This window comes from Roseibium sp. R5 (assembly GCF_055755305.1).
In genome coordinates this window covers 1,627,290-1,645,000 of the sequence record NZ_CM146910.1, presented here as the reverse complement: position 1 = coordinate 1,645,000, position 17,711 = coordinate 1,627,290, and the positions used below count along the sequence as shown (strand labels likewise).

The window sequence follows — 17,711 nt, the reverse complement described above, 5'->3', positions numbered from 1 at the left end:
AAAATCATCCCATTGAGCTCGGGCCAAAACCTTGCTGATCTGCTGCTGGATCACGAGGCCACTGAAACGGAAGCCGCTATCATTAATGATGCATTCCGAGATGTTTTCGGCTTTACGGAAATCGAGGATGGTCAACGGCTGCGGATCGCGTATGCACCGGATCCGGAAAACCTGGAGCGGATGCGTCCGGAACGGATCAGTCTTTACACCGATACCGAACACCAGGCGACTGTGGCCCGCTCCGACAGCGGATCCTACATCGAAGCCAAAGAACCCGACACGTTTTTGGCGAATGCGTTTGAAGAAGCTGACCGTATTTCCTACGGCGGTCCGACTCCCGCAATTTACGACAGCCTTTACCAGACGGCCCTTGAGCAGGACATGCCGGAAGCAATCATCGACGATCTCATCCGGATGTTCTCCTTTGATGTCGATTTCAATGCCCGCGTCCAGCCTGGTGACGCACTTGAGCTGTTCTTTACCGAAAGCGAAGCCGGCGGTCCTCCGAAAATCCTTTATGCGTCTTTGAAAACCGGAAATACCAGCCGCGAGTTTTACCGCTACCGGACGCCGGATGACAATGTCATCGACTTTTATGACGACTCTGGCCAGAGCGCGAAGAAGTTCCTGATCCGGAAACCGTTGAACGGCGGCAAATTCAGGTCTGGCTTCGGCATGCGCCGCCACCCAATTCACAGATATACCAAGATGCACCGTGGTGTGGACTGGGCAGCGCCACGTGGCACCCCGATTTTTGCGGCTGGCAATGGGACAATCAAGAAAGCCGGTTGGAGTTCCGGATACGGGCGGCGTATCGAGCTGCAGCATACGAACGGCTATGTAACCACCTACAGTCACTTGACCGGGTTCGCCAAAGGGATCCGAGAGGGTGCCAGGGTCAACCAAGGCACCGTTATCGGTTATGTCGGCTCCACCGGCCTGTCGACTGGTCCGCATCTGCACTACGAAGTACTCGTCAACGGCCGCTTTATGGACCCAATGCGGATCAAATTGCCTAAGGGGCGAACCTTGGACGGCGAACTGCGCACAGCCTTTGAGACAGAGCGCTACCGGATCGACACCTTGCTCGACAGAGCCCGTAAGCCTTCCCGGATCGCATCATTGAATTAAGCCGACCTGCATAAAGAGCAGAGGTCGGAGAAAGTGAAAAGCCCGCGGAGCAACTGCTCCGCGGGCTTTATCTTACCTTAAGCTACGCTTCGGTTATGCGGCCTGACTGTCAGCGCCTGCCACCTGAAACAGCAGGCGGTCCGCGCCGGCGGACACATTTACTGTTTGCCCATCCAGGACATCACCGGCGAGCAGTTTCTCCGCCAACGGATCCTGGACATCTTTTTGGATCACCCGCTTCAGCGGGCGCGCACCATAAGCGGGATCGTACCCTTTTTGAGCCAACCAGCCGAGGGCCCCATCGTCCAGATTGAGCGTAATCTTCCTGTCAGTCAAAAGACCGCGCAAGCGCTCAAGCTGAATTTTGACGATCGCCGACATCTGAGACCGCTGCAGGCGATGGAAGAGAACAATCTCATCAAGCCGGTTCAGGAACTCCGGACGGAAATGCCCGCGGACCACAGACATCACCTCAGTGCGTACCGCGTCACTGTCTTCGCCTTCAGGCTGGTTGACCAGGAACTCTGATCCGAGGTTCGAGGTCATGATGATCAGCGTGTTCCTGAAGTCCACAGTCCGGCCCTGACCATCCGTCAAGCGGCCATCGTCGAGCACCTGCAGCAGCACGTTAAAGACATCGGAGTGCGCTTTTTCGATTTCATCAAAGAGCACGACCTGATACGGACGCCGACGAACCGCTTCGGTGAGAGCACCACCTTCCTCGTATCCGACGTAGCCGGGAGGGGCGCCGATCAACCGGGCAACAGAGTGTTTCTCCATGTATTCCGACATATCGATGCGCACCATTGCGCTGTCATCGTCGAACAGAAAGCTGGCCAAAGCCTTGGTGAGTTCGGTTTTACCAACCCCCGTAGGTCCAAGGAACATGAACGACCCGATCGGCCGGTTCGGATCCTGAAGCCCGGCGCGCGCCCGCCGCACGGCGGTCGACACCGCATGGATCGCTTCGCTCTGACCAATCACTCGGCCAGCCAGAACATCTTCCATCCGGAGCAGCTTTTCACGCTCGCCTTCCAGCATTTTATCGACCGGGATGCCCGTCCATTTGGATACGACCTGGGCGATATGCGACGGAGTGACCGCCTCATCGACCATTGCATCACTGTCCTCGGACGCTTCTGCATCAGCCAGTTTGCGTTCAAGATCGGGAACAACCCCGTACGCCAGCTCCCCAGCCTTCGCCAAATCGCCTTGACGCTGTGCGATCTCCAGATCAATCCTGGCTTGCTCCAACTGCTCCTTGATCTTTTGCTCAAGGTTCAGTTTTTCCTTTTCGCCAAGCCAGCGGCTGGTCAACGTTTGGGATTGCTCTTCCAGATCCGTCAGTTCTCTTTCGAGTTTCCCTAGACGGTCTTGGGCCGCTTCGTCGCTTTCTGTTTTGAGGGCTTCCCGTTCGATCTTGAGCTGGATAATCCGACGGTCCAATTCGTCGAGTTCCTCCGGTTTTGAATCCACCTGCATGCGCAAGCGGCTTGCCGCCTCATCGACAAGATCAATTGCTTTATCCGGCAAGAACCGATCCGTGATGTAACGGTTTGACAGAGATGCCGCCGAAACAATTGCCGAGTCGGTGATGCGTACACCGTGGTGCAATTCATACTTCTCCTTGATCCCGCGCAGGATCGAAACCGTGTCCTCCACTGTCGGTTCGGTTACGAAAACCGGCTGGAAACGGCGAGCAAGCGCTGCATCCTTTTCAACGTGTTTGCGGTACTCATCGAGCGTCGTGGCCCCGACACAGTGCAGTTCTCCGCGTGCGAGCGCAGGTTTCAGAAGGTTCGATGCATCCATAGCACCATCCGCCTTCCCGGCACCCACAAGCGTGTGCATTTCGTCGATGAAGAGAACAATCCCACCCGCTGCGGCCTCAACCTCAGACAAGACGGACTTCAAACGCTCCTCAAACTCGCCGCGGTACTTCGCACCGGCGATCAGGGCCCCCATGTCGAGTGCCAGCAACTGTTTGTCCTTCAAGGACTCAGGAACATCGCCGTTGACAATCCGGAGCGCCAAACCTTCCGCAATCGCGGTTTTGCCTACGCCCGGCTCACCGATCAAAACGGGGTTGTTTTTCGTCCGCCGTGACAAGACCTGGATCGTGCGGCGGATTTCCTCGTCGCGGCCAATTACCGGATCAAGTTTTCCGTCCCGTGCCACCTCGGTCAGGTCCCGGGCATATTTTTTCAAAGCTTCATACTGGTTTTCAGCCGTCGCACTGTCAGCCGTGCGGCCTTGGCGCAACTGATTGACAGCTTCATTCAAGGCATTCGGCGTGATGGCGTGACGCTTGAACAACTTGCCAGCTTCGCTATCTGCATCCATGGCCAGAGCCAGCAACAGACGCTCAACAGTCACGAAACTGTCGCCGGCCTTATCAGCTATCTTTTCTGCCTGATCAAACAGCCGCGCGGTTGCCTGGTGCATGTAAAGCTGACCAGAGCCACCGGAGACTTTCGGCATTTTGTCGAGAATGCCTTCAAGATCACCCTTAAGCGCTTTTGCATCTCCGCCAGCCCGGCTGATCAAGCCGCTCGCCATACCTTCCGGATCATCCAGAAGGACCTTCAGAACATGTTCCGGAGTAAACTGCTGGTGGCCACGGCCCAATGCAAATGTCTGGGCAGATTGAACGAACCCACGGGCCCGTTCGGTATATTTTTCAAAGTTCATGTGCAATCCCCTTACCGTCCGCACCACCCGAAGCGTGGGGAACGTTTTTGAGTTTCAGACCCCTTGGCGGGCATCTGCGCAGCCTTGTAAAGCACTGCCTACCCAATATAGTGTTGCATTTTCACCACAAAAGGCCCCTGCACCAAATTACCGCCCGATTGTCGGCCAAAATAAAAACGGCGTCCATATGGACGCCGTTTTCTTATCATTCAGAGCTTGTTTGACGCTGGCGTCATTCACCAGCCGCAGCCGTTTCGGAAGGAGTATCTTCCGTTGCTTTGGTACGGCGTGTCCGGGTTGTCCGGCGCCGCGGTTTTGGTTGCTCTTCGCCTTCATCCGCAGCTTCAGGAGCGCCGGCACCAGCTTGCGCTTCATTTTCGGACCCAGCCTCTGATGCAGCTTTGCGCGGGGTACGGGTCCGTGGCGTCCGAGTCCGGCGGCGCGGCTTCTCTTCAGCTTCGCCGGCTTCATCAGACGCCTGAGCTGCCCCGTTCACCTGACCTTCTTGGTCAATCACCGGCATGTTGTCGATAAACGGCTGTGGAGCATCTCCATCAACAACGGTATTGTCTGCGGATGGCTTGGACGACTGGTCACTGCCTTGGGATCCGCCAGAGCCGTTTACGGCTGCCTGATCCTGGTTGTCGTCCGCCTCATGACGCGCAGTGTGCTGCGTGTTCTGCTGCGGCGGCTGTGCAGCCGCTACAATACGGAGATAGTGCTCAGCATGCTGATTGTAATTCTCGGACATCACCCGGTCGCCCGATGCCTGTGCATCGCGGGCAAGCTGCTGATACTTCTCCGCAATATGCATCGCTGTGCCGCGGATTTTCACATCAGGACCGTTGGATTCATAAGTCCGGGTTAGCGGATTAGGTCCCTTGCGGCCCCGTCCGCGCATACGCTTATTGCTTTGATTTCCTGGTCTCATCCTGCCGTTTTCTCTTAAGGAACGGCGGTCAGCCCATGGCCGACCAAACATCGGAATATCTTTAAACCGATACGAAATACGCGCCGAAACCAACCCGTGATGGCCTGCAGCTGCCAATGAAAAGTCAGACGCTGGAAGCCCGGCTGAAAGCCAGTGCCCATGTCTTTTTCTCCGACAGTCCAAAAACCGGTTAGCCCGATTGACAACTACATTCACTGCGCAAGTCAGCACATTTTGTGAAGTTGCCGGATGCGTATGCCCCGCTTAAACGCTTATCACATCTCCGGTCTCGGCAAGCCGAACGTACCCCGTTCCGCTACGATTTCCAAGTGCTTTTTCGCAGCAAGATTAAATCATGATCATTAAACCCGGCGAGCTGTTGCAACCCGGTCACGCCCACCAAGATCCTGAATGATATCAATTGCCTCAAAGCCATGATGACGCAGCTGGTTTTTTAACTCTTCGCCCTGGTCATAGCCGATTTCCAAAGCTATTCGCCCACCCGGCACCAAAATGGAAGCCGCCTGCGAAACGATCTGCCGATAGGCTTGCAGACCGTCTGCGCCGCCATCCAAGGCAAGAATCGGATCGTGCTGCAGCACGTCCTTGGAAAGTTCACTCAAGATCGGCGTACGGATATAGGGGGGATTGCTGATTACCCAGTCAAATCCATGCTGCAGCGCGGCTGCATAGTCACCACGAACGGGAAGAAAGCGGTCACCAACCTCATGATTATCGGCATTACTCACTGCACAGCCCAGCGCATCTTCTGAGATGTCGACCGCAACCATGATCGCTTCCTGCAACTCGGCAAGCAAGGTCACGGCGATGGCCCCGCTTCCCGTCCCAATGTCACACATTGTCAGAGGCCGGACCGGATCACAGTCCTTCAGGACAGTTTCAATCAGGGTTTCCGTGTCCGGACGCGGCTCAAGGGTCGCATGATTTAGCCGAAAGGTCCGGCCGTAGAACTCACGTTCTCCAAGTATCCGGCCAACCGGTTTTCCGTCTATCCGCTGCGTTGCGTATTCCAACGCGATACCAGCTGCTGCATCCGGGACTTCCTCGCTTTCGCTGAGCATCAATTCTGAGACAGAAACCCGCAAAGCGGCGCTGACCAAGAGTTTCGCATCCAGTTCCGGTGTTTCCAGTTTGCCGCCACGGAACTGATCGCGGATCTGGCGATAAAGCGCCCCGGTTTTCATGAGCTGCCTTCTTGAATCAGGCTTCTTCCGACGCCAAAAGGTTTGCCTGGTAGTCCAGGATCAAGGCTTCGATCACCTCATCAAGGCTTTCTCCGGCGATGATCTGATCAAGCTTGTAGAGCGTCAATCCGATCCGGTGATCGGTGACCCGGCCTTGCGGGAAGTTGTAGGTGCGGATGCGCTCTGACCGATCCCCGGACCCAACTTGCAAACGGCGTGCCTCGGTGCGCTCGCTCGCAGCCCGCTCACGCTCTTCGTCATAGATCCGGGCACGCAGAAGCTGCATCGCCCGCGCCTTGTTTTTGTGCTGCGAACGTTCGTCCTGAACCGCGACAACGATCCCGGTCGGGATGTGCGTTATCCGGACTGCAGAGTCGGTCGTGTTGACGTGCTGGCCGCCCGCACCGGAGGCGCGGAAGGTATCGATCCTTAAATCGCTATCCTGAACGTCGATGTCAACGTTTTCCGCTTGAGGAAGAACCGCAACCGTCGCAGCGGAGGTGTGGATCCGCCCACCGGATTCGGTCGCAGGCACCCGTTGAACGCGGTGAACTCCAGATTCGAATTTCAGCCGGGCAAATACATTCTCGCCGGAAACGGAAGCAATGACTTCCTTGAAGCCACCGACTTCGCCTTCGCTGGCGGAGAGAATTTCGACTTTCCATCCGCGCAATTCGGCGTAGCGCTGATACATCCGGAACAGATCACCGGCAAAAAGCGCGGCCTCATCACCACCGGTACCGGCACGGACTTCCAAAATCGCATCGTTGGTGTCGGCTTCATCCTTGGGAAGCAAACCGATGCGCACATCCTGTGTCAAACGCTCAAGGTTCTCTGAGAGTTCGTCGCGCTCAAGTTCCGCCAGCTCCCGCATCTCAGGGTCGGTGGCCGGATCTTCAATCAAATCCTCAGCGCCCTTTAGGTCTTCCTCTGCCTTGACCAAAGCCCGGATTTTTAAGACCAACGGCTCAAGCCCGGCATATTCACGGGACAGTTTCACATAAGATGCCGGGTCCGGATTGGCGGACATCATGTGTTCAAGTTCGGCAAACCGATCGAGCAGGTTATCGAGTTTATGACGCGCCAGCATACGCGCTGTGTCTCCTGAAATCCCAAAATGGGGTGGCTAGGTTTGGCAAGCTGCTAAAGCGCAACATCCATTTCTTCGGCAAAGCGGGTCAAAAATGCCCGTATATCGCTATCGCGATGCCCAGGCTCCATTCTTGACAGCAGCCGCGCGCTCAATCTGCCGGCATCCAGGGTCCGAAGCATGGCTTTGACAGGCCCCAGGGATGCGGGCGACATCGACAAGTTTCGATATCCGAGCCCGATCAGTGCCATGGCCGCCAACGGATTACCAGCCATTTCGCCGCACAGTGTCACCGGTACGTGTGCTTTATCTGCCGCATCCACAATTTGTTTCAAGGCCCTCAGGAATGGAGGGCTCAAGGGATCAAAACGGTCTGCAACGCGAGTGTTGCCCCGGTCTACCGCGCAAAAGAACTGGAACAGATCGTTGGAGCCGACAGATATGAAGTCCACATGGCCCAGCAATTCTTCAAGCTGGAACAGAAGGGATGGCACTTCTACCATTACGCCAAGACGGATGGTTTCCGGCACCGGGTGTCCGTGGCGGCGCAGGTGCTTCAGTTCTTTCTCGACCAAACCGCGGGCCTGAAGGAATTCATCGACTTCCACGACCATTGGAAACATCAGTTTCAGATCACGCCCAGCCGCCGCGTGCAGCAGGGCCCGGATCTGCGTGCGCAGCAGGCCAGGCCGGTCGAGGCCGAGCCGCAGGGCGCGCCAGCCCATGGCCGGGTTTTCCTCCAAGATGGACCGGAGATACGGGAGAACCTTGTCGCCGCCAATATCGAGCGATCGGAACGTGACCGGTTTGCCGCCGGATGCATCCAGAATTTGCGTATATTGAGCTTGCTGATCCCGCATCCTGGGAAACGACGAGGCCACCATGAACTGGAGTTCTGTTCGGAACAGCCCAATCCCGGCAGCACCGGCCTCTTCCAGATGCGGCAGATCCACTAGGAGGCCCGCATTCATTTGAAGGGCGACTTCAACGCCGTCTTTGGTGACCGAGGGTTTGTTGCGCAGCCGCCGGTATTGAGCCTGACGCCGCGCGCGGAAGCGGACTTTTTCTGCATACGCATTTTCAAGATCCGCAGCCGGGCGCAGATGAACCTCGCCCGTGTCCCCATCAACGATAATTGCATCACCGCCATCGGCGAGGCTGACAATATCTTCGACCAAACCGACAGCTGGGATGCCGAGCGCTCTTGCGACAATTGTCACGTGGCTGGTTGGACCACCCTCTTCAAGAACGAGTCCCCGAATCCGGTCGCGGCCATAATCCAATAGCTCGGCAGCGCCCATATTCCGGCCGATGATGATGGCATCCTGCGGCAGCTCGTCAATCCCGGGGCCATGCTCACGGCCCATCAATTCACGGATCAGCCGATGCGCAAGATCATCTAGATCATGTAGACGCTCGCGCAGGTACGGGTCTGTCTGCCGCAACATCCGGGCGCGCGTGTCGCTCTGCACCTTTTCAACGGCGGCTTCCGCCGTCAGACCGTTTTTGATCGCTTCTTCAATCTTCCGGATCCAGCCGCGGTCGTAGGCAAACATGCGATAGGCTTCCAGCACTTCGCGATGCTCGCCGGTCGCAGCGATTTCACCGCTGGCCAAAAGGTCGTCAATCGATAGCCTCAGACGATTGATTGCACCGTCAAGCCGTTGCTTTTCCTTGTCTGCATCTTCTGAGATAAGATTGGTGACAACGACTCTCGGCTCATGAAGAACCACGTGCCCCAACCCGACACCTTCGGCCAAACCAACGCCTGACGAGGCGATCGGCCGGGACATATCCAACCCGGTTGCCTTCTGTGAAATCGCCTCAAGCTCTCCGGCCGCAACCATCTCCGCGATGACCATGGCTGTGGTCTGAAGGGCTTCGACCTCGTCTTCGAGATAGGTGCGGTGAGACTGGTTCTGGACAACGAGAACCCCAAGCGTCCGCCCTGCCCGCAAGATCGGCACGCCGAGGAAGGAATTGTAAGCTTCTTCCCCAGTTTCCGGCAAATAGGCGAAGCCGGGATGCGCACTTGCATTTGGGAGATTGAGGGGACGGGCCTCTGCCGCAATCAGACCAACCAGGCCTTCCCCAACGCGCAATGAAGCATTGTGAACAGCTTCGCGCTTCAGGCCCTCGGTGGCGTAAAGTTCAAGAACCCCATCGGCACGCAGAATATAAACGGAACACACTTCGGCAACGACGTTCGACGCGATCAAAACAACGATCTTGTCGAGACGCTCCTGCGCCTTGATGGGCTCCGCCATGACTTCCCGGAGCCGGCGGAGCAATAGGCGCGGTCCTGCTAGGTTGCTGCGCATTCCGCCCCCGAGTAATCCCGCTAAGCAAAAACCCGGTCTCGACTACGCCGAAACCAGACTCACGGATTCTTATCCGTCCAAACCGTATAGCGAATGGAGAGTCCGGACTGCAAGTTCCGCATAGGCAGAATCGATAAGAACGGAAATCTTGATTTCCGAGGTCGTGATCGCGCGGATGTTGATGCCCTTGCTCGCCAAACCGCTAAAGCACTGGGCTGCGACGCCGGCATGAGACCGCATTCCAATGCCGATTACGGACACTTTAACCACATCAGCTGCGCCCTCGAGGTTTTGGAAGCCGATCTCATCGCGATTGTCTTCCAGAACTTTTTTCGCCCGGGCGAAATCCGCTTCAGGAACCGTGAACGTGATGTCAGTCGTCTTGCCATCGGGAGAGATGTTCTGAACGATCATGTCCACATTGATGCTGGCATCCGCCAATGGGCCGAAAACGGATTGAGCGACCCCCGGCTTGTCCGCCACGTCACGGATAGAGATCTGAGCTTCGTCCTTGGCATATGCAATGCCGGTGACAACCTGCTGTTCCACGAGTTCATCCTCGTCGCAAATAAGAGTACCTACCGGAAGGCCGTCCTGGCCAGTCTGCGGTGCATCCGGGTCATCAAAGCTTGACCGCACAAATGTGCGAACGCCGTGCACCATGGCCATTTCAACCGACCGCACCTGAAGAACCTTCGCGCCAAGAGACGCCATTTCGAGCATTTCTTCAAACGAGACGCGGTCAAGGCGTTGTGCCTGCGGGACGATCCGCGGGTCGGTCGTGTAGACCCCGTCAACATCTGTGTAGATATCACACCGGTCAGCCTTGATGGCCGCTGCGATCGCAACCGCACTGGTGTCAGAGCCGCCCCGGCCAAGCGTCGAAATCCGGTTGTCCGGCGAAATGCCCTGAAAGCCAGCGAGAACAGCCACCTGTCCTTGCTCAAGCCGCTCGGTCAAAAACGCACCATCGATCTCACGGATGCGCGCGGCACCGTGATTTTCGTCCGTCTTGATCGGAACCTGCCACCCCTGCCAAGAGCGTGCATTGACGCCCATGTCCTGCAGGACAATGGCCAGGAGGCCAGAAGTCACCTGTTCGCCTGAAGCAACGACCGCGTCATACTCGCGGGCATCATGCAGCGGTGAAGCGTCACGGCAGAACTGAACCAGCTTGTTGGTCTGCCCGGACATTGCTGAAACAACAACAGCGACCTGGTGACCTGCGTCCACTTCCCGTTTGACGTGGCGTGCGACATTGCGGATGCGATCGAGGTCAGCAACCGATGTCCCGCCAAATTTTAAAACCAGTCGGGCCATACCACTCGTATTCTAGTTATGACTTCCCGGGGCGCCGGTCGCGCCTGTTGGATCGGCGGACATGCATACAGGGTGCGTCGCGATGCTGCAACAGGTTGGCTTGACAAATAGGCTGCGACCTTGGAACGACAGAGAACACTTTTGAAATATACGGAGTGGCGCTCCCCGCCACTCCGATGAAGGGTCTTCAGATGACAAGTACGGCACAAAAAACCAACGGAACGATCGACAGTGATGAAGTTGCCCGGTTTTCAGCGTTGGCCGATCAATGGTGGGATCCGACCGGCAAGTTCAAACCACTGCACAAATTCAACCCGGTACGGCTGTCCTACATCAAACAGGAGGTCTGCCGTCAATTCGACCGAGATCCAAACTCTCCGGACGCGTTTAAGGGCCTAAGGTTTCTGGACATCGGATGTGGCGGAGGCCTCTTGAGCGAACCGATGGCCCGGCTCGGAGCCGATGTCGTCGGCGCAGATGCCTCTGAAACCAACATTGAGGTTGCCAAACTCCACATGCAATCCTCGGGCTTGGACATCGATTACCGCGCTGAAACAGCGGAAGCGTTGGCCAAGGCCGGCGAGACATTCGACGTCGTTCTGAACATGGAAGTCGTTGAACACGTCGCCGATGTCCCGCTTTTCCTCAATGCGACGAGCCAGATGGTCCGCCCAGGTGGCCTCATGTTCGTTGCGACAATCAACCGGACTTTAAAGGCTTATGCTTTGGCAATTGTGGGTGCGGAGTACGTTTTACGTTGGTTGCCGAAGGGCACGCACTCCTACGAAAAATTGGTCAAACCGTCCGAAATCGAATCTCCCCTCAACGCAGCAGGCCTGACCATCATCGACCGGTCCGGTGTGAGTTTTAACCCCATCACCGACACCTGGGCCCGTTCGCGCGACATGGACGTCAACTACATGCTGCTCGCAGAACGGCCCAAGGCTTCCTGATGAGCGATCCGATTCTGTTTGTCCCGGGTCTTCTGTGCACCGAAGCCCTGTACGCACCACAAATTGTTGCGTTTGCTGACCGTCCGATCATGATTGCCAATCACCGCGAGTATGACAGGATTGAAGCGATCGCGGCCGACATCTTGAGACAAGCGCCAGAGCGGTTCTCTCTGATTGGCCTGTCCATGGGCGGTTATATCGCCATGGAAATCATGCGCGAGGCACCGGAGCGGGTTAGCAAGCTCGCGCTACTGGATACGAATGCGCGTGCTGACACTCCGGAACAAACAGAGCGGCGCGAGTTCCTGATCAGACTGGCCAGGGAACGGAGCTTTGAAAAGGTTCCTGAACTGCTCTTTCCCGGATTTGTCCACGAGAGACGGCAAGACGACCAAGATCTCAAACAAATCGTTGTCGAGATGGCATCGGACACTGGTCCAGAAGCCTTTATTCGCCAACAGACAGCGCTGATCCATCGACCCGATGCACGGCCACGGCTTCATGAGATAGCCTGCCCTTCGCTCGTTCTGGTCGGAGATGGCGATACCCTGACGCCTCCTGAGCTAGCGCAAGAGATACACTCGCTCATTCCGAATAGCGGTCTGGCCATTATCGAAGGTAGCGGACATCTTTCCACGTTGGAAAAACCGGATGAAGTGACCGGCACACTGCGCAACTTCTTGAACGATGCCTGAGAAGCGGTTCTAGCCTTTGCTTAGGCCGTGTGGACGAATTGGAGATGCATTTCGCCGGGATTTGCATCGTTCAAGATCAAGGAAATCCGGTGAAGGTGATGCTTGCGCATCATCAAGACGGAGTTCCGCTGGAATTGAGCAATGCAAACACGGCCCAGAGGGTGAGACAAGTGCCGGCGATCTGGCACCGCCGGTCCCTTGACCGTATATCGATACGCTCTGCAGGGCCGTCGCCGCCATATCGTGGCACTTGTCTCACGAAATACGCCTCCAATTCGTCCACACGGCCTAGTGTTCAAAATGCCGCAGTGAAAAATTGACCTGCATCAAAGTTAGGCCGCATATCTGCCGTAAGGTCATAAAATGTTTTGGCGCTGCTCAGATTGCAGTGTCCACGAACCGGAACTGACGCCGGCTTAAAAATTCCCCCCGCCGGCGTTCGCGGAACAGCCATTTTCAAGCGGAGGGTCCAATGCAAACTAAACGTAATACGACAAGTTTCGATCTCACCGGCATGATGCCGGAATGGCCAATGCCCGCGTTTTCCAACTGGGCGTTTGCCGATCGCGAAGACCGTATGGAAGCTAAGGCCGTCGCCAGTTTCCAGAAAATGGGAGAAACCATGTGGACACATGCCGGAAAGGCATTCGAAGACCATATGGATTTTGTAAACCACCGGTTTCACGAAGATTTTGAGTGTGCGAAATCACTCAGCCAGTGCACGGCACCAGAGGAAACCTTTGCCACACTGCAGGCTTTCTATTCGAAAATGACCAGCGAGTATCAGGCGCACTTTGAGAAGCAAGCCGCTTTGATGCGCGAGAGCTTCACCGAGAACGCTGCAGCCGCAGAAGAATTGAACGAAACAGCGATGGAGACCGTGAGCGAACTCAGCAAAGCGGTCGAAGAAAGCATGCAGGAAGTCGAGAAACCGAAAGCACGCCGGAAGACAGCTGCAACGTCATAAACAGAATTCGGAGAGGTTCAGCGCGACAGCTGCCTCTCCACCTTTGACGGCCACAGTGTTTTGCGACCGGCAGCTTTGTCAATTCTTGTCGTCAGGCAACTCAGGCAGAGGAAGAACGGAAATTCCTTCGTCGATAAGGTCCATCGCTTCTTTCGGTGAGGTTTCACCGTAGATATTTCGTTCTTCCGCTTCGCCGTAGTGGATCTTGCGGGCCTCAGAGGCAAAAGAAGATCCAACATTTTCAGAATTTTCTGTCATTTTGGCACGCACCAGCCGCAATGCCTCTACAATCTCTTTCTGACGCACATCATTGGGCATGAGCGCAGAAGCTTGCGGTTTGACGTCACCGGCAGAAGCTGGAACCTGTGGGCTGGATGCTGGCGCGGCGGTAGGAGGAGGCGGCGCAGTTTCAGTGATATCAGGAACCACCATGGCGTCCTTCTTCCGCGACGTCGATACTGCAGGCGCCATCAAACCCTTCTTGACATTTGTGCTGTTGCAGACCGGGCATGTCACAAGGCCGCGGCCGCATTGCATTTCAAAGTCTTCCGAATTGCGGAACCAGCCTTCAAACCTGTGCGGTGCATCGCAAACAAGCGTGTATTTAATCACGCAGGTATCTCCTTCAGACCATGGGCAATACGAGACGCGAATGCCCGCTCGTTTGCGATGGCGGGAATGCGCGCCCTTGCCTTGGCAACATTCTCAGTCTCAACAGCCGCGGCGATGAAATCCGGCTCATCATGTTCCAGCTCGGCAATGACCTCTCCCCAGGGGTCGACCATCAGGCTGTGGCCGTAGGTCTCACGGCCGTCTTCATGGACACCGCCTTGGGCCGCGGAGATCATGTAGGCGCCGTTTTCGATTGCGCGGGCGCGCTGTAGCACATGCCAGTGCGCTTCACCAGTCTGCCGAGTGAAAGCTGCCGGTGCGGTAAGGATCTCCGCACCGCGCCGTGCTTGTTCACGAAAGACGGCTGGGAAACGAACATCGTAACACACAGCCATGCCAACGCGCCCAAAGGGCGCATCCGTCAATATCGTTTCCTGACCCGGGTCATAAGTTGCCGACTCGCGCCAGCTCTCGCCATTTGGCAGATCGACATCGAACATGTGTATCTTGTCATAGGACGCTTGAATTGCGCCATCTGTGCCAATGAAAAAAGCCCGGTTGGCGACTTTGCCGCTGTCTTTCATGACAGCCAACGAACCGAGATGAAGCGACACATTGAGCTCTGAGGCTACCCGTTGCGCCATCTTCAAGAATGGATCGGCAGTGCCAGACCCGATCCGTTCCATCAGCTCTTCGCGGCTGCGGACCAGAACATTCGACATCTCCGGTGTCTGGATATAGATCGCTCCAGCCTCGGCCGCTTGCCGGATCAACTGTTCCGCAACACTTGCATTTTGCTCAATGGATTTACCGCTGCGCAGTTGAATACATGCCGCTTTGAAGGTGGCCATTTCTTCATCCTCAAAAGGAAATCGTTTTGAGCTCCCTTAGAATTACGAAGCGAGCAACTGATCCAGTTTGCCTGCACGGTCAAGGTCATGCAAATCATCGCACCCACCAACGTGTTTTGATCCGATGAAAATCTGCGGGAATGTGGACCGGCCATTGGCCTTTTGCACCATCTCTTGGCGCAGTTTTGGGTCAAAGGTCGCGTCATGCTCGGTGAACGAAACACCCTTCTTTTCCAGAAGGCGCTTTGCAGCCGTACAAAACCCGCAGAGTTGCCGTGTGTAGATCGTGACGTCAGACATTCCTGATTTCCTTTTCTCGCACAGTAGATCGTCTCCATAGTGCGCAATGGAAGTTGCTTGCAGCGGTATATGCGTTTGATAGCCCGAAAACTCAAGAATTTCGGGCGCCTTGCTTAATCAGGACGGTCAACGTCTTCGTGATTGGCAGGGTCTGCCAAGGCAAAAGTCAGGACGTCAACGGTGCCAGCACCAGCAGATTTCAGCACTTTGGTGCACGCGCTCACTGTGGACCCTGTCGTATAAACATCGTCGACAAGAACCAAGCGACGCCCAGCGAGCTTTTGCAGTTGATTGTCCGGCACTTGAAAGGCCCGCCGCACGTTGCGCTTGCGCGCCTTTGCAGGCAGCCCGACTTGTTGCTGCGTCCGTCTCGTACGCTTTAATATGAACGGGGCATAGTCTGCGTCTGAGACGTTCGCAACAACACGTGCAAGATCCGCGGCCTGATTGAACCGGCGCTGCCAAAGACGCGTCCAATGGAGCGGCACAGGGATGACCAGGCTATCACCCAGAAATTCAGCACCTGAACGCGCCATCCATGTGCCCATGGCCTCTGCCAATTCTCTGCGCCGTGCAAACTTTAGCGCCAAAACCAAATCCTTTGCCGGCCCTGTGTAGAAGGCGACAGCTCTCAAACGATCAAATTCAGGCGGGTCGGCGATGGCTCGCGGGCTCAGTGCATTTTCGCCGACATCGTGGGTGAACGGTGTTCCCATTCTCTGACACCAAGGCCGTTCTAAAAATCGGACTTGTTGCCAGCAGCTGCCACACAAGCCGAGACCGCTGGCAACACCGCACTCACAACAGGGGCAGCGCCTCGGCAATAAGGCATCAAGAAGGTAACCCACGGCTGTCATCGCTGGCAAAGTCACAAAGGATTTGAACGTCATACGCACCTCGCACACCCAAAGAGTGTGCACAAGGCCCACAGCAACACAAGATGCAATCAGACTACTGAGACTGGCAGATGGTTTTGACGCATCTTTGCAATTGACTTATGTCGACCGCAAGAAAGTACAGGAAGGCAAAATCCGTGACCGCGCAACCCGAATTGTTTGACCGTGAATTGCTGCGGATCAGGCGCAGAACCGCTCTGGTGAATGCAAAACCCGGTTCCGACTTTTTGTTGAAGGCAGTCGCAGAAGATCTCGAAGAGCGGCTATCTACGATCACCAGGACTTTCGATAAGGCGATTGATCTGGGCGGCCACTGCGGGAATGTCGAGTCATTGCTTAGAGCGACTGGCAAAGTCGGAACTCTTTACAGAGCGGATCTATGGCAACCAGACCCGCACCTGACCGCTCCGGCCTTTGTCGCAGATGATGCGGTGCTGCCTCTAAAAGATCAGTCCACCGATCTCATCGTGTCTGCGCTTTCGCTTCAGTTCGTCAATGATCTGCCCGGCACCCTCATTCAAATCCGAAGAGCATTGCGGCCAGATGGATTGTTTCTGGCAACGCTCGCCGGTGCGGGCACGCTGACGGAATTGCGAGATTGCCTGACCCGAGCAGAACTGGAGCTTAGGGGCGGCGCTGCAGCGCGTGTGCTGCCTTTCGCAGATACCAGAGATTTGGGCGGACTTATGCAGCGTGCCGGTTTTGCCTTGCCAGTCACTGACATGGATCCTCTAACCGTCCGCTACAATTCCATGTTTGATTTGATGGCTGACTTGAAGGCGATGGGCGCGACGAACATCCTGAGGGAACGCAGTAGAACACCTCTACCAAAGACGGTGTTTTTAAGGGCTGCTGAGTTGTATTCCCAGGACTATGCAGATCCAGATGGGCGGGTCCGCGCAACCTTCAACATGGTCACCTTGCTCGGGTGGGCACCACATTCGAGCCAGCAAAAACCGCTCAAACCAGGGTCAGCCAAAACCCGGCTGGCCGATGCTTTGGGAACAGAAGAAGTTGGATTGAAACGGGGTTGAATATCTAGAATTCACCGGTTTTAGTTTTGCGCAGCTTCGTTTGCGCCCGTCAGCATGACATTGGAGATAACTTGAAAAATATCATCCCGGACCGTTCCTCCAATGCTACCAACAGTCAAAAGGATTGCGATACTAAGGGTTGCAACAAGCAGACCATACTCAACCATGGTGGCACCGCTACGATCATGAACAAGGCGCTGAAGGCGTTGGAATAGGAACTGCTTAGTCACGGAATACATTTCGCTCATCCCAACATTAATCTGTTTTAGACCGCATCCATTATGTGCGGAATCAGTGGTTCATCCGCAGCTGGCATCGGATAATCCCGGAGCCTCAGGGTACGGACCCACTTGAGTGCCTGATTTTCCCGGCCGCGGGGAGTGCCTTCCCATCTTCGGCAAATGTAAAGTGGCATGAGAAGATGAAAGTCCTCATAAGCATGGCTCGCGAAAGTCAAAGGGGCAAGACACGCTTCGTTAACCTCGATCCCGAGTTCTTCGCCGAGCTCACGGATCAAAGTCTCCTCTGGGCGCTCACCAGTTTCGACCTTTCCGCCCGGAAACTCCCACAAACCCGCCATCGATTTACCTTCAGGACGCTGCGCAAGCAGGATACGTCCGTCAACATCGACAAGCGCACAAGCAGCAACAAGTACGATCTTGGTCATTGTTCTTTGTCCGATTTTGAAACAGTTTGCGCGGGGTATGATAAATC

17 protein-coding genes and 1 pseudogene (1 of these 18 only partly in view) are annotated in these 17,711 nt (G+C 55.8%); 5 read left to right on the top strand and 13 right to left on the bottom strand.

Annotated elements, in window-relative coordinates; all coding sequences use genetic code 11:
- A protein-coding gene (locus AC0J4F_RS07700) for a peptidoglycan DD-metalloendopeptidase family protein (RefSeq protein WP_473025893.1) crosses the window boundary here: on the top strand, positions 1 to 1,131 show its 3' portion. It extends 846 nt beyond the left edge of the window; only the last 1,131 of its 1,977 coding nucleotides appear in the window; its start codon lies beyond the left edge, outside the window; the stop codon is at positions 1,129 to 1,131.
- Between the two features lie 93 nt (positions 1,132 to 1,224).
- Here the strand turns inward: AC0J4F_RS07700 and clpB are convergent, their stop codons facing one another.
- From clpB to AC0J4F_RS07670, 6 genes are all read right to left on the bottom strand, one after another.
- Positions 1,225 to 3,822, bottom strand: coding sequence for an ATP-dependent chaperone ClpB (clpB, locus tag AC0J4F_RS07695; RefSeq protein ID WP_473025892.1), 2,598 nt, complete (start codon positions 3,820 to 3,822; stop codon positions 1,225 to 1,227).
- Positions 3,823 to 4,054: 232 nt separating this feature from the next.
- The gene (locus tag AC0J4F_RS07690) at positions 4,055 to 4,753 is read right to left on the bottom strand and encodes a DUF4167 domain-containing protein (RefSeq protein ID WP_473025891.1); all 699 of its coding nucleotides are present in this window, start codon (positions 4,751 to 4,753) and stop codon (positions 4,055 to 4,057) included.
- 362 nt (positions 4,754 to 5,115) lie between these two features.
- Positions 5,116 to 5,958 (bottom strand): peptide chain release factor N(5)-glutamine methyltransferase, encoded by an 843-nt coding sequence (gene prmC, locus AC0J4F_RS07685; protein ID WP_473025890.1) that lies wholly within the window; start codon positions 5,956 to 5,958, stop codon positions 5,116 to 5,118.
- Positions 5,959 to 5,974: 16 nt separating this feature from the next.
- On the bottom strand, positions 5,975 to 7,048 hold the full coding sequence (prfA, locus tag AC0J4F_RS07680) for a peptide chain release factor 1 (protein WP_209176091.1): 1,074 nt from the start codon (positions 7,046 to 7,048) through the stop codon (positions 5,975 to 5,977).
- A gap of 53 nt (positions 7,049 to 7,101) precedes the next feature.
- Complete coding sequence (gene ptsP / locus AC0J4F_RS07675) at positions 7,102 to 9,369, bottom strand: phosphoenolpyruvate--protein phosphotransferase (RefSeq protein WP_473025888.1); 2,268 nt, start codon at positions 9,367 to 9,369, stop codon at positions 7,102 to 7,104.
- A 69-nt stretch (positions 9,370 to 9,438) separates the two neighbouring features.
- Positions 9,439 to 10,689: an aspartate kinase gene (locus tag AC0J4F_RS07670; RefSeq protein WP_008196107.1), complete on the bottom strand. Its 1,251-nt coding sequence runs from the start codon at positions 10,687 to 10,689 to the stop codon at positions 9,439 to 9,441.
- Positions 10,690 to 10,880: 191 nt separating this feature from the next.
- Between AC0J4F_RS07670 and ubiG the strand changes: the two genes are divergently transcribed.
- The 3 genes from ubiG (at position 10,881) to AC0J4F_RS07655 (ending at position 13,304) form a co-directional block, all read left to right on the top strand.
- The gene (gene ubiG, locus AC0J4F_RS07665) at positions 10,881 to 11,642 is read left to right on the top strand and encodes a bifunctional 2-polyprenyl-6-hydroxyphenol methylase/3-demethylubiquinol 3-O-methyltransferase UbiG (RefSeq protein ID WP_473025887.1); all 762 of its coding nucleotides are present in this window, start codon (positions 10,881 to 10,883) and stop codon (positions 11,640 to 11,642) included.
- Complete coding sequence (locus tag AC0J4F_RS07660; RefSeq protein ID WP_473025885.1) at positions 11,642 to 12,337, top strand: alpha/beta fold hydrolase; 696 nt, start codon at positions 11,642 to 11,644, stop codon at positions 12,335 to 12,337. Before ubiG ends, AC0J4F_RS07660 begins: the two co-directional genes overlap by 1 nt.
- A 472-nt stretch (positions 12,338 to 12,809) precedes the next feature.
- A complete protein-coding gene (locus tag AC0J4F_RS07655) occupies positions 12,810 to 13,304 on the top strand; it encodes a hypothetical protein (protein ID WP_473025884.1) in 495 nt (164 codons plus the stop codon).
- A 78-nt stretch (positions 13,305 to 13,382) separates the two neighbouring features.
- Here AC0J4F_RS07655 and AC0J4F_RS07650 read toward each other — a convergent pair whose 3' ends face one another.
- From AC0J4F_RS07650 to AC0J4F_RS07630, 5 genes and pseudogenes are all read right to left on the bottom strand, one after another.
- Positions 13,383 to 13,916, bottom strand: coding sequence for a DUF1178 family protein (locus tag AC0J4F_RS07650; protein ID WP_420339664.1), 534 nt, complete (start codon positions 13,914 to 13,916; stop codon positions 13,383 to 13,385).
- Positions 13,913 to 14,767, bottom strand: coding sequence for a carbon-nitrogen hydrolase family protein (locus AC0J4F_RS07645; RefSeq protein WP_473025883.1), 855 nt, complete (start codon positions 14,765 to 14,767; stop codon positions 13,913 to 13,915). Before AC0J4F_RS07645 ends, AC0J4F_RS07650 begins: the two co-directional genes overlap by 4 nt.
- Before the next feature lie 42 nt (positions 14,768 to 14,809).
- Complete coding sequence (gene grxC / locus AC0J4F_RS07640) at positions 14,810 to 15,067, bottom strand: glutaredoxin 3 (RefSeq protein WP_209176097.1); 258 nt, start codon at positions 15,065 to 15,067, stop codon at positions 14,810 to 14,812.
- Between the two features lie 113 nt (positions 15,068 to 15,180).
- Positions 15,181 to 15,783, bottom strand: coding sequence for a ComF family protein (locus tag AC0J4F_RS07635; RefSeq protein WP_473026413.1), 603 nt, complete (start codon positions 15,781 to 15,783; stop codon positions 15,181 to 15,183).
- A 36-nt stretch (positions 15,784 to 15,819) separates the two neighbouring features.
- Positions 15,820 to 15,924, bottom strand: a pseudogene (locus tag AC0J4F_RS07630) (double zinc ribbon domain-containing protein); the annotation flags it as partial.
- Between the two features lie 176 nt (positions 15,925 to 16,100).
- Here AC0J4F_RS07630 and AC0J4F_RS07625 point away from each other — a divergent pair.
- The gene (locus tag AC0J4F_RS07625; RefSeq protein WP_473025882.1) at positions 16,101 to 16,997 is read left to right on the top strand and encodes a class I SAM-dependent methyltransferase; all 897 of its coding nucleotides are present in this window, start codon (positions 16,101 to 16,103) and stop codon (positions 16,995 to 16,997) included.
- 20 nt (positions 16,998 to 17,017) lie between these two features.
- Here AC0J4F_RS07625 and AC0J4F_RS07620 read toward each other — a convergent pair whose 3' ends face one another.
- Both AC0J4F_RS07620 and AC0J4F_RS07615 read right to left on the bottom strand, forming a co-directional pair.
- Complete coding sequence (locus AC0J4F_RS07620) at positions 17,018 to 17,236, bottom strand: Flp family type IVb pilin (RefSeq protein ID WP_473025881.1); 219 nt, start codon at positions 17,234 to 17,236, stop codon at positions 17,018 to 17,020.
- A 26-nt stretch (positions 17,237 to 17,262) separates the two neighbouring features.
- The gene (locus tag AC0J4F_RS07615; RefSeq protein ID WP_473025880.1) at positions 17,263 to 17,664 is read right to left on the bottom strand and encodes a (deoxy)nucleoside triphosphate pyrophosphohydrolase; all 402 of its coding nucleotides are present in this window, start codon (positions 17,662 to 17,664) and stop codon (positions 17,263 to 17,265) included.
- Positions 17,665 to 17,711 lie beyond the last annotated feature (47 nt).

What these genes read in the sequence shown, in the direction of transcription:
- ptsP (WP_473025888.1), bottom strand. Translation starts at nt 9,369, where the DNA reads ATGCGCAGCAACCTAGCAGGACCGCGCCTATTGCTCCGCCGGCTCCGG.
- AC0J4F_RS07620 (WP_473025881.1), bottom strand. Translation starts at nt 17,236, where the DNA reads ATGTATTCCGTGACTAAGCAGTTCCTATTCCAACGCCTTCAGCGCCTT.
- ubiG (WP_473025887.1), top strand. Translation starts at nt 10,881, where the DNA reads ATGACAAGTACGGCACAAAAAACCAACGGAACGATCGACAGTGATGAA.
- AC0J4F_RS07615 (WP_473025880.1), bottom strand. Translation starts at nt 17,664, where the DNA reads ATGACCAAGATCGTACTTGTTGCTGCTTGTGCGCTTGTCGATGTTGAC.
- prfA (WP_209176091.1), bottom strand. Translation starts at nt 7,048, where the DNA reads ATGCTGGCGCGTCATAAACTCGATAACCTGCTCGATCGGTTTGCCGAA.
- prmC (WP_473025890.1), bottom strand. Translation starts at nt 5,958, where the DNA reads ATGAAAACCGGGGCGCTTTATCGCCAGATCCGCGATCAGTTCCGTGGC.
- grxC (WP_209176097.1), bottom strand. Translation starts at nt 15,067, where the DNA reads ATGTCTGACGTCACGATCTACACACGGCAACTCTGCGGGTTTTGTACG.
- AC0J4F_RS07645 (WP_473025883.1), bottom strand. Translation starts at nt 14,767, where the DNA reads ATGGCCACCTTCAAAGCGGCATGTATTCAACTGCGCAGCGGTAAATCC.
- AC0J4F_RS07655 (WP_473025884.1), top strand. Translation starts at nt 12,810, where the DNA reads ATGCAAACTAAACGTAATACGACAAGTTTCGATCTCACCGGCATGATG.
- AC0J4F_RS07660 (WP_473025885.1), top strand. Translation starts at nt 11,642, where the DNA reads ATGAGCGATCCGATTCTGTTTGTCCCGGGTCTTCTGTGCACCGAAGCC.
- AC0J4F_RS07670 (WP_008196107.1), bottom strand. Translation starts at nt 10,689, where the DNA reads ATGGCCCGACTGGTTTTAAAATTTGGCGGGACATCGGTTGCTGACCTC.
- clpB (WP_473025892.1), bottom strand. Translation starts at nt 3,822, where the DNA reads ATGAACTTTGAAAAATATACCGAACGGGCCCGTGGGTTCGTTCAATCT.
- AC0J4F_RS07635 (WP_473026413.1), bottom strand. Translation starts at nt 15,783, where the DNA reads ATGGGAACACCGTTCACCCACGATGTCGGCGAAAATGCACTGAGCCCG.
- AC0J4F_RS07690 (WP_473025891.1), bottom strand. Translation starts at nt 4,753, where the DNA reads ATGAGACCAGGAAATCAAAGCAATAAGCGTATGCGCGGACGGGGCCGC.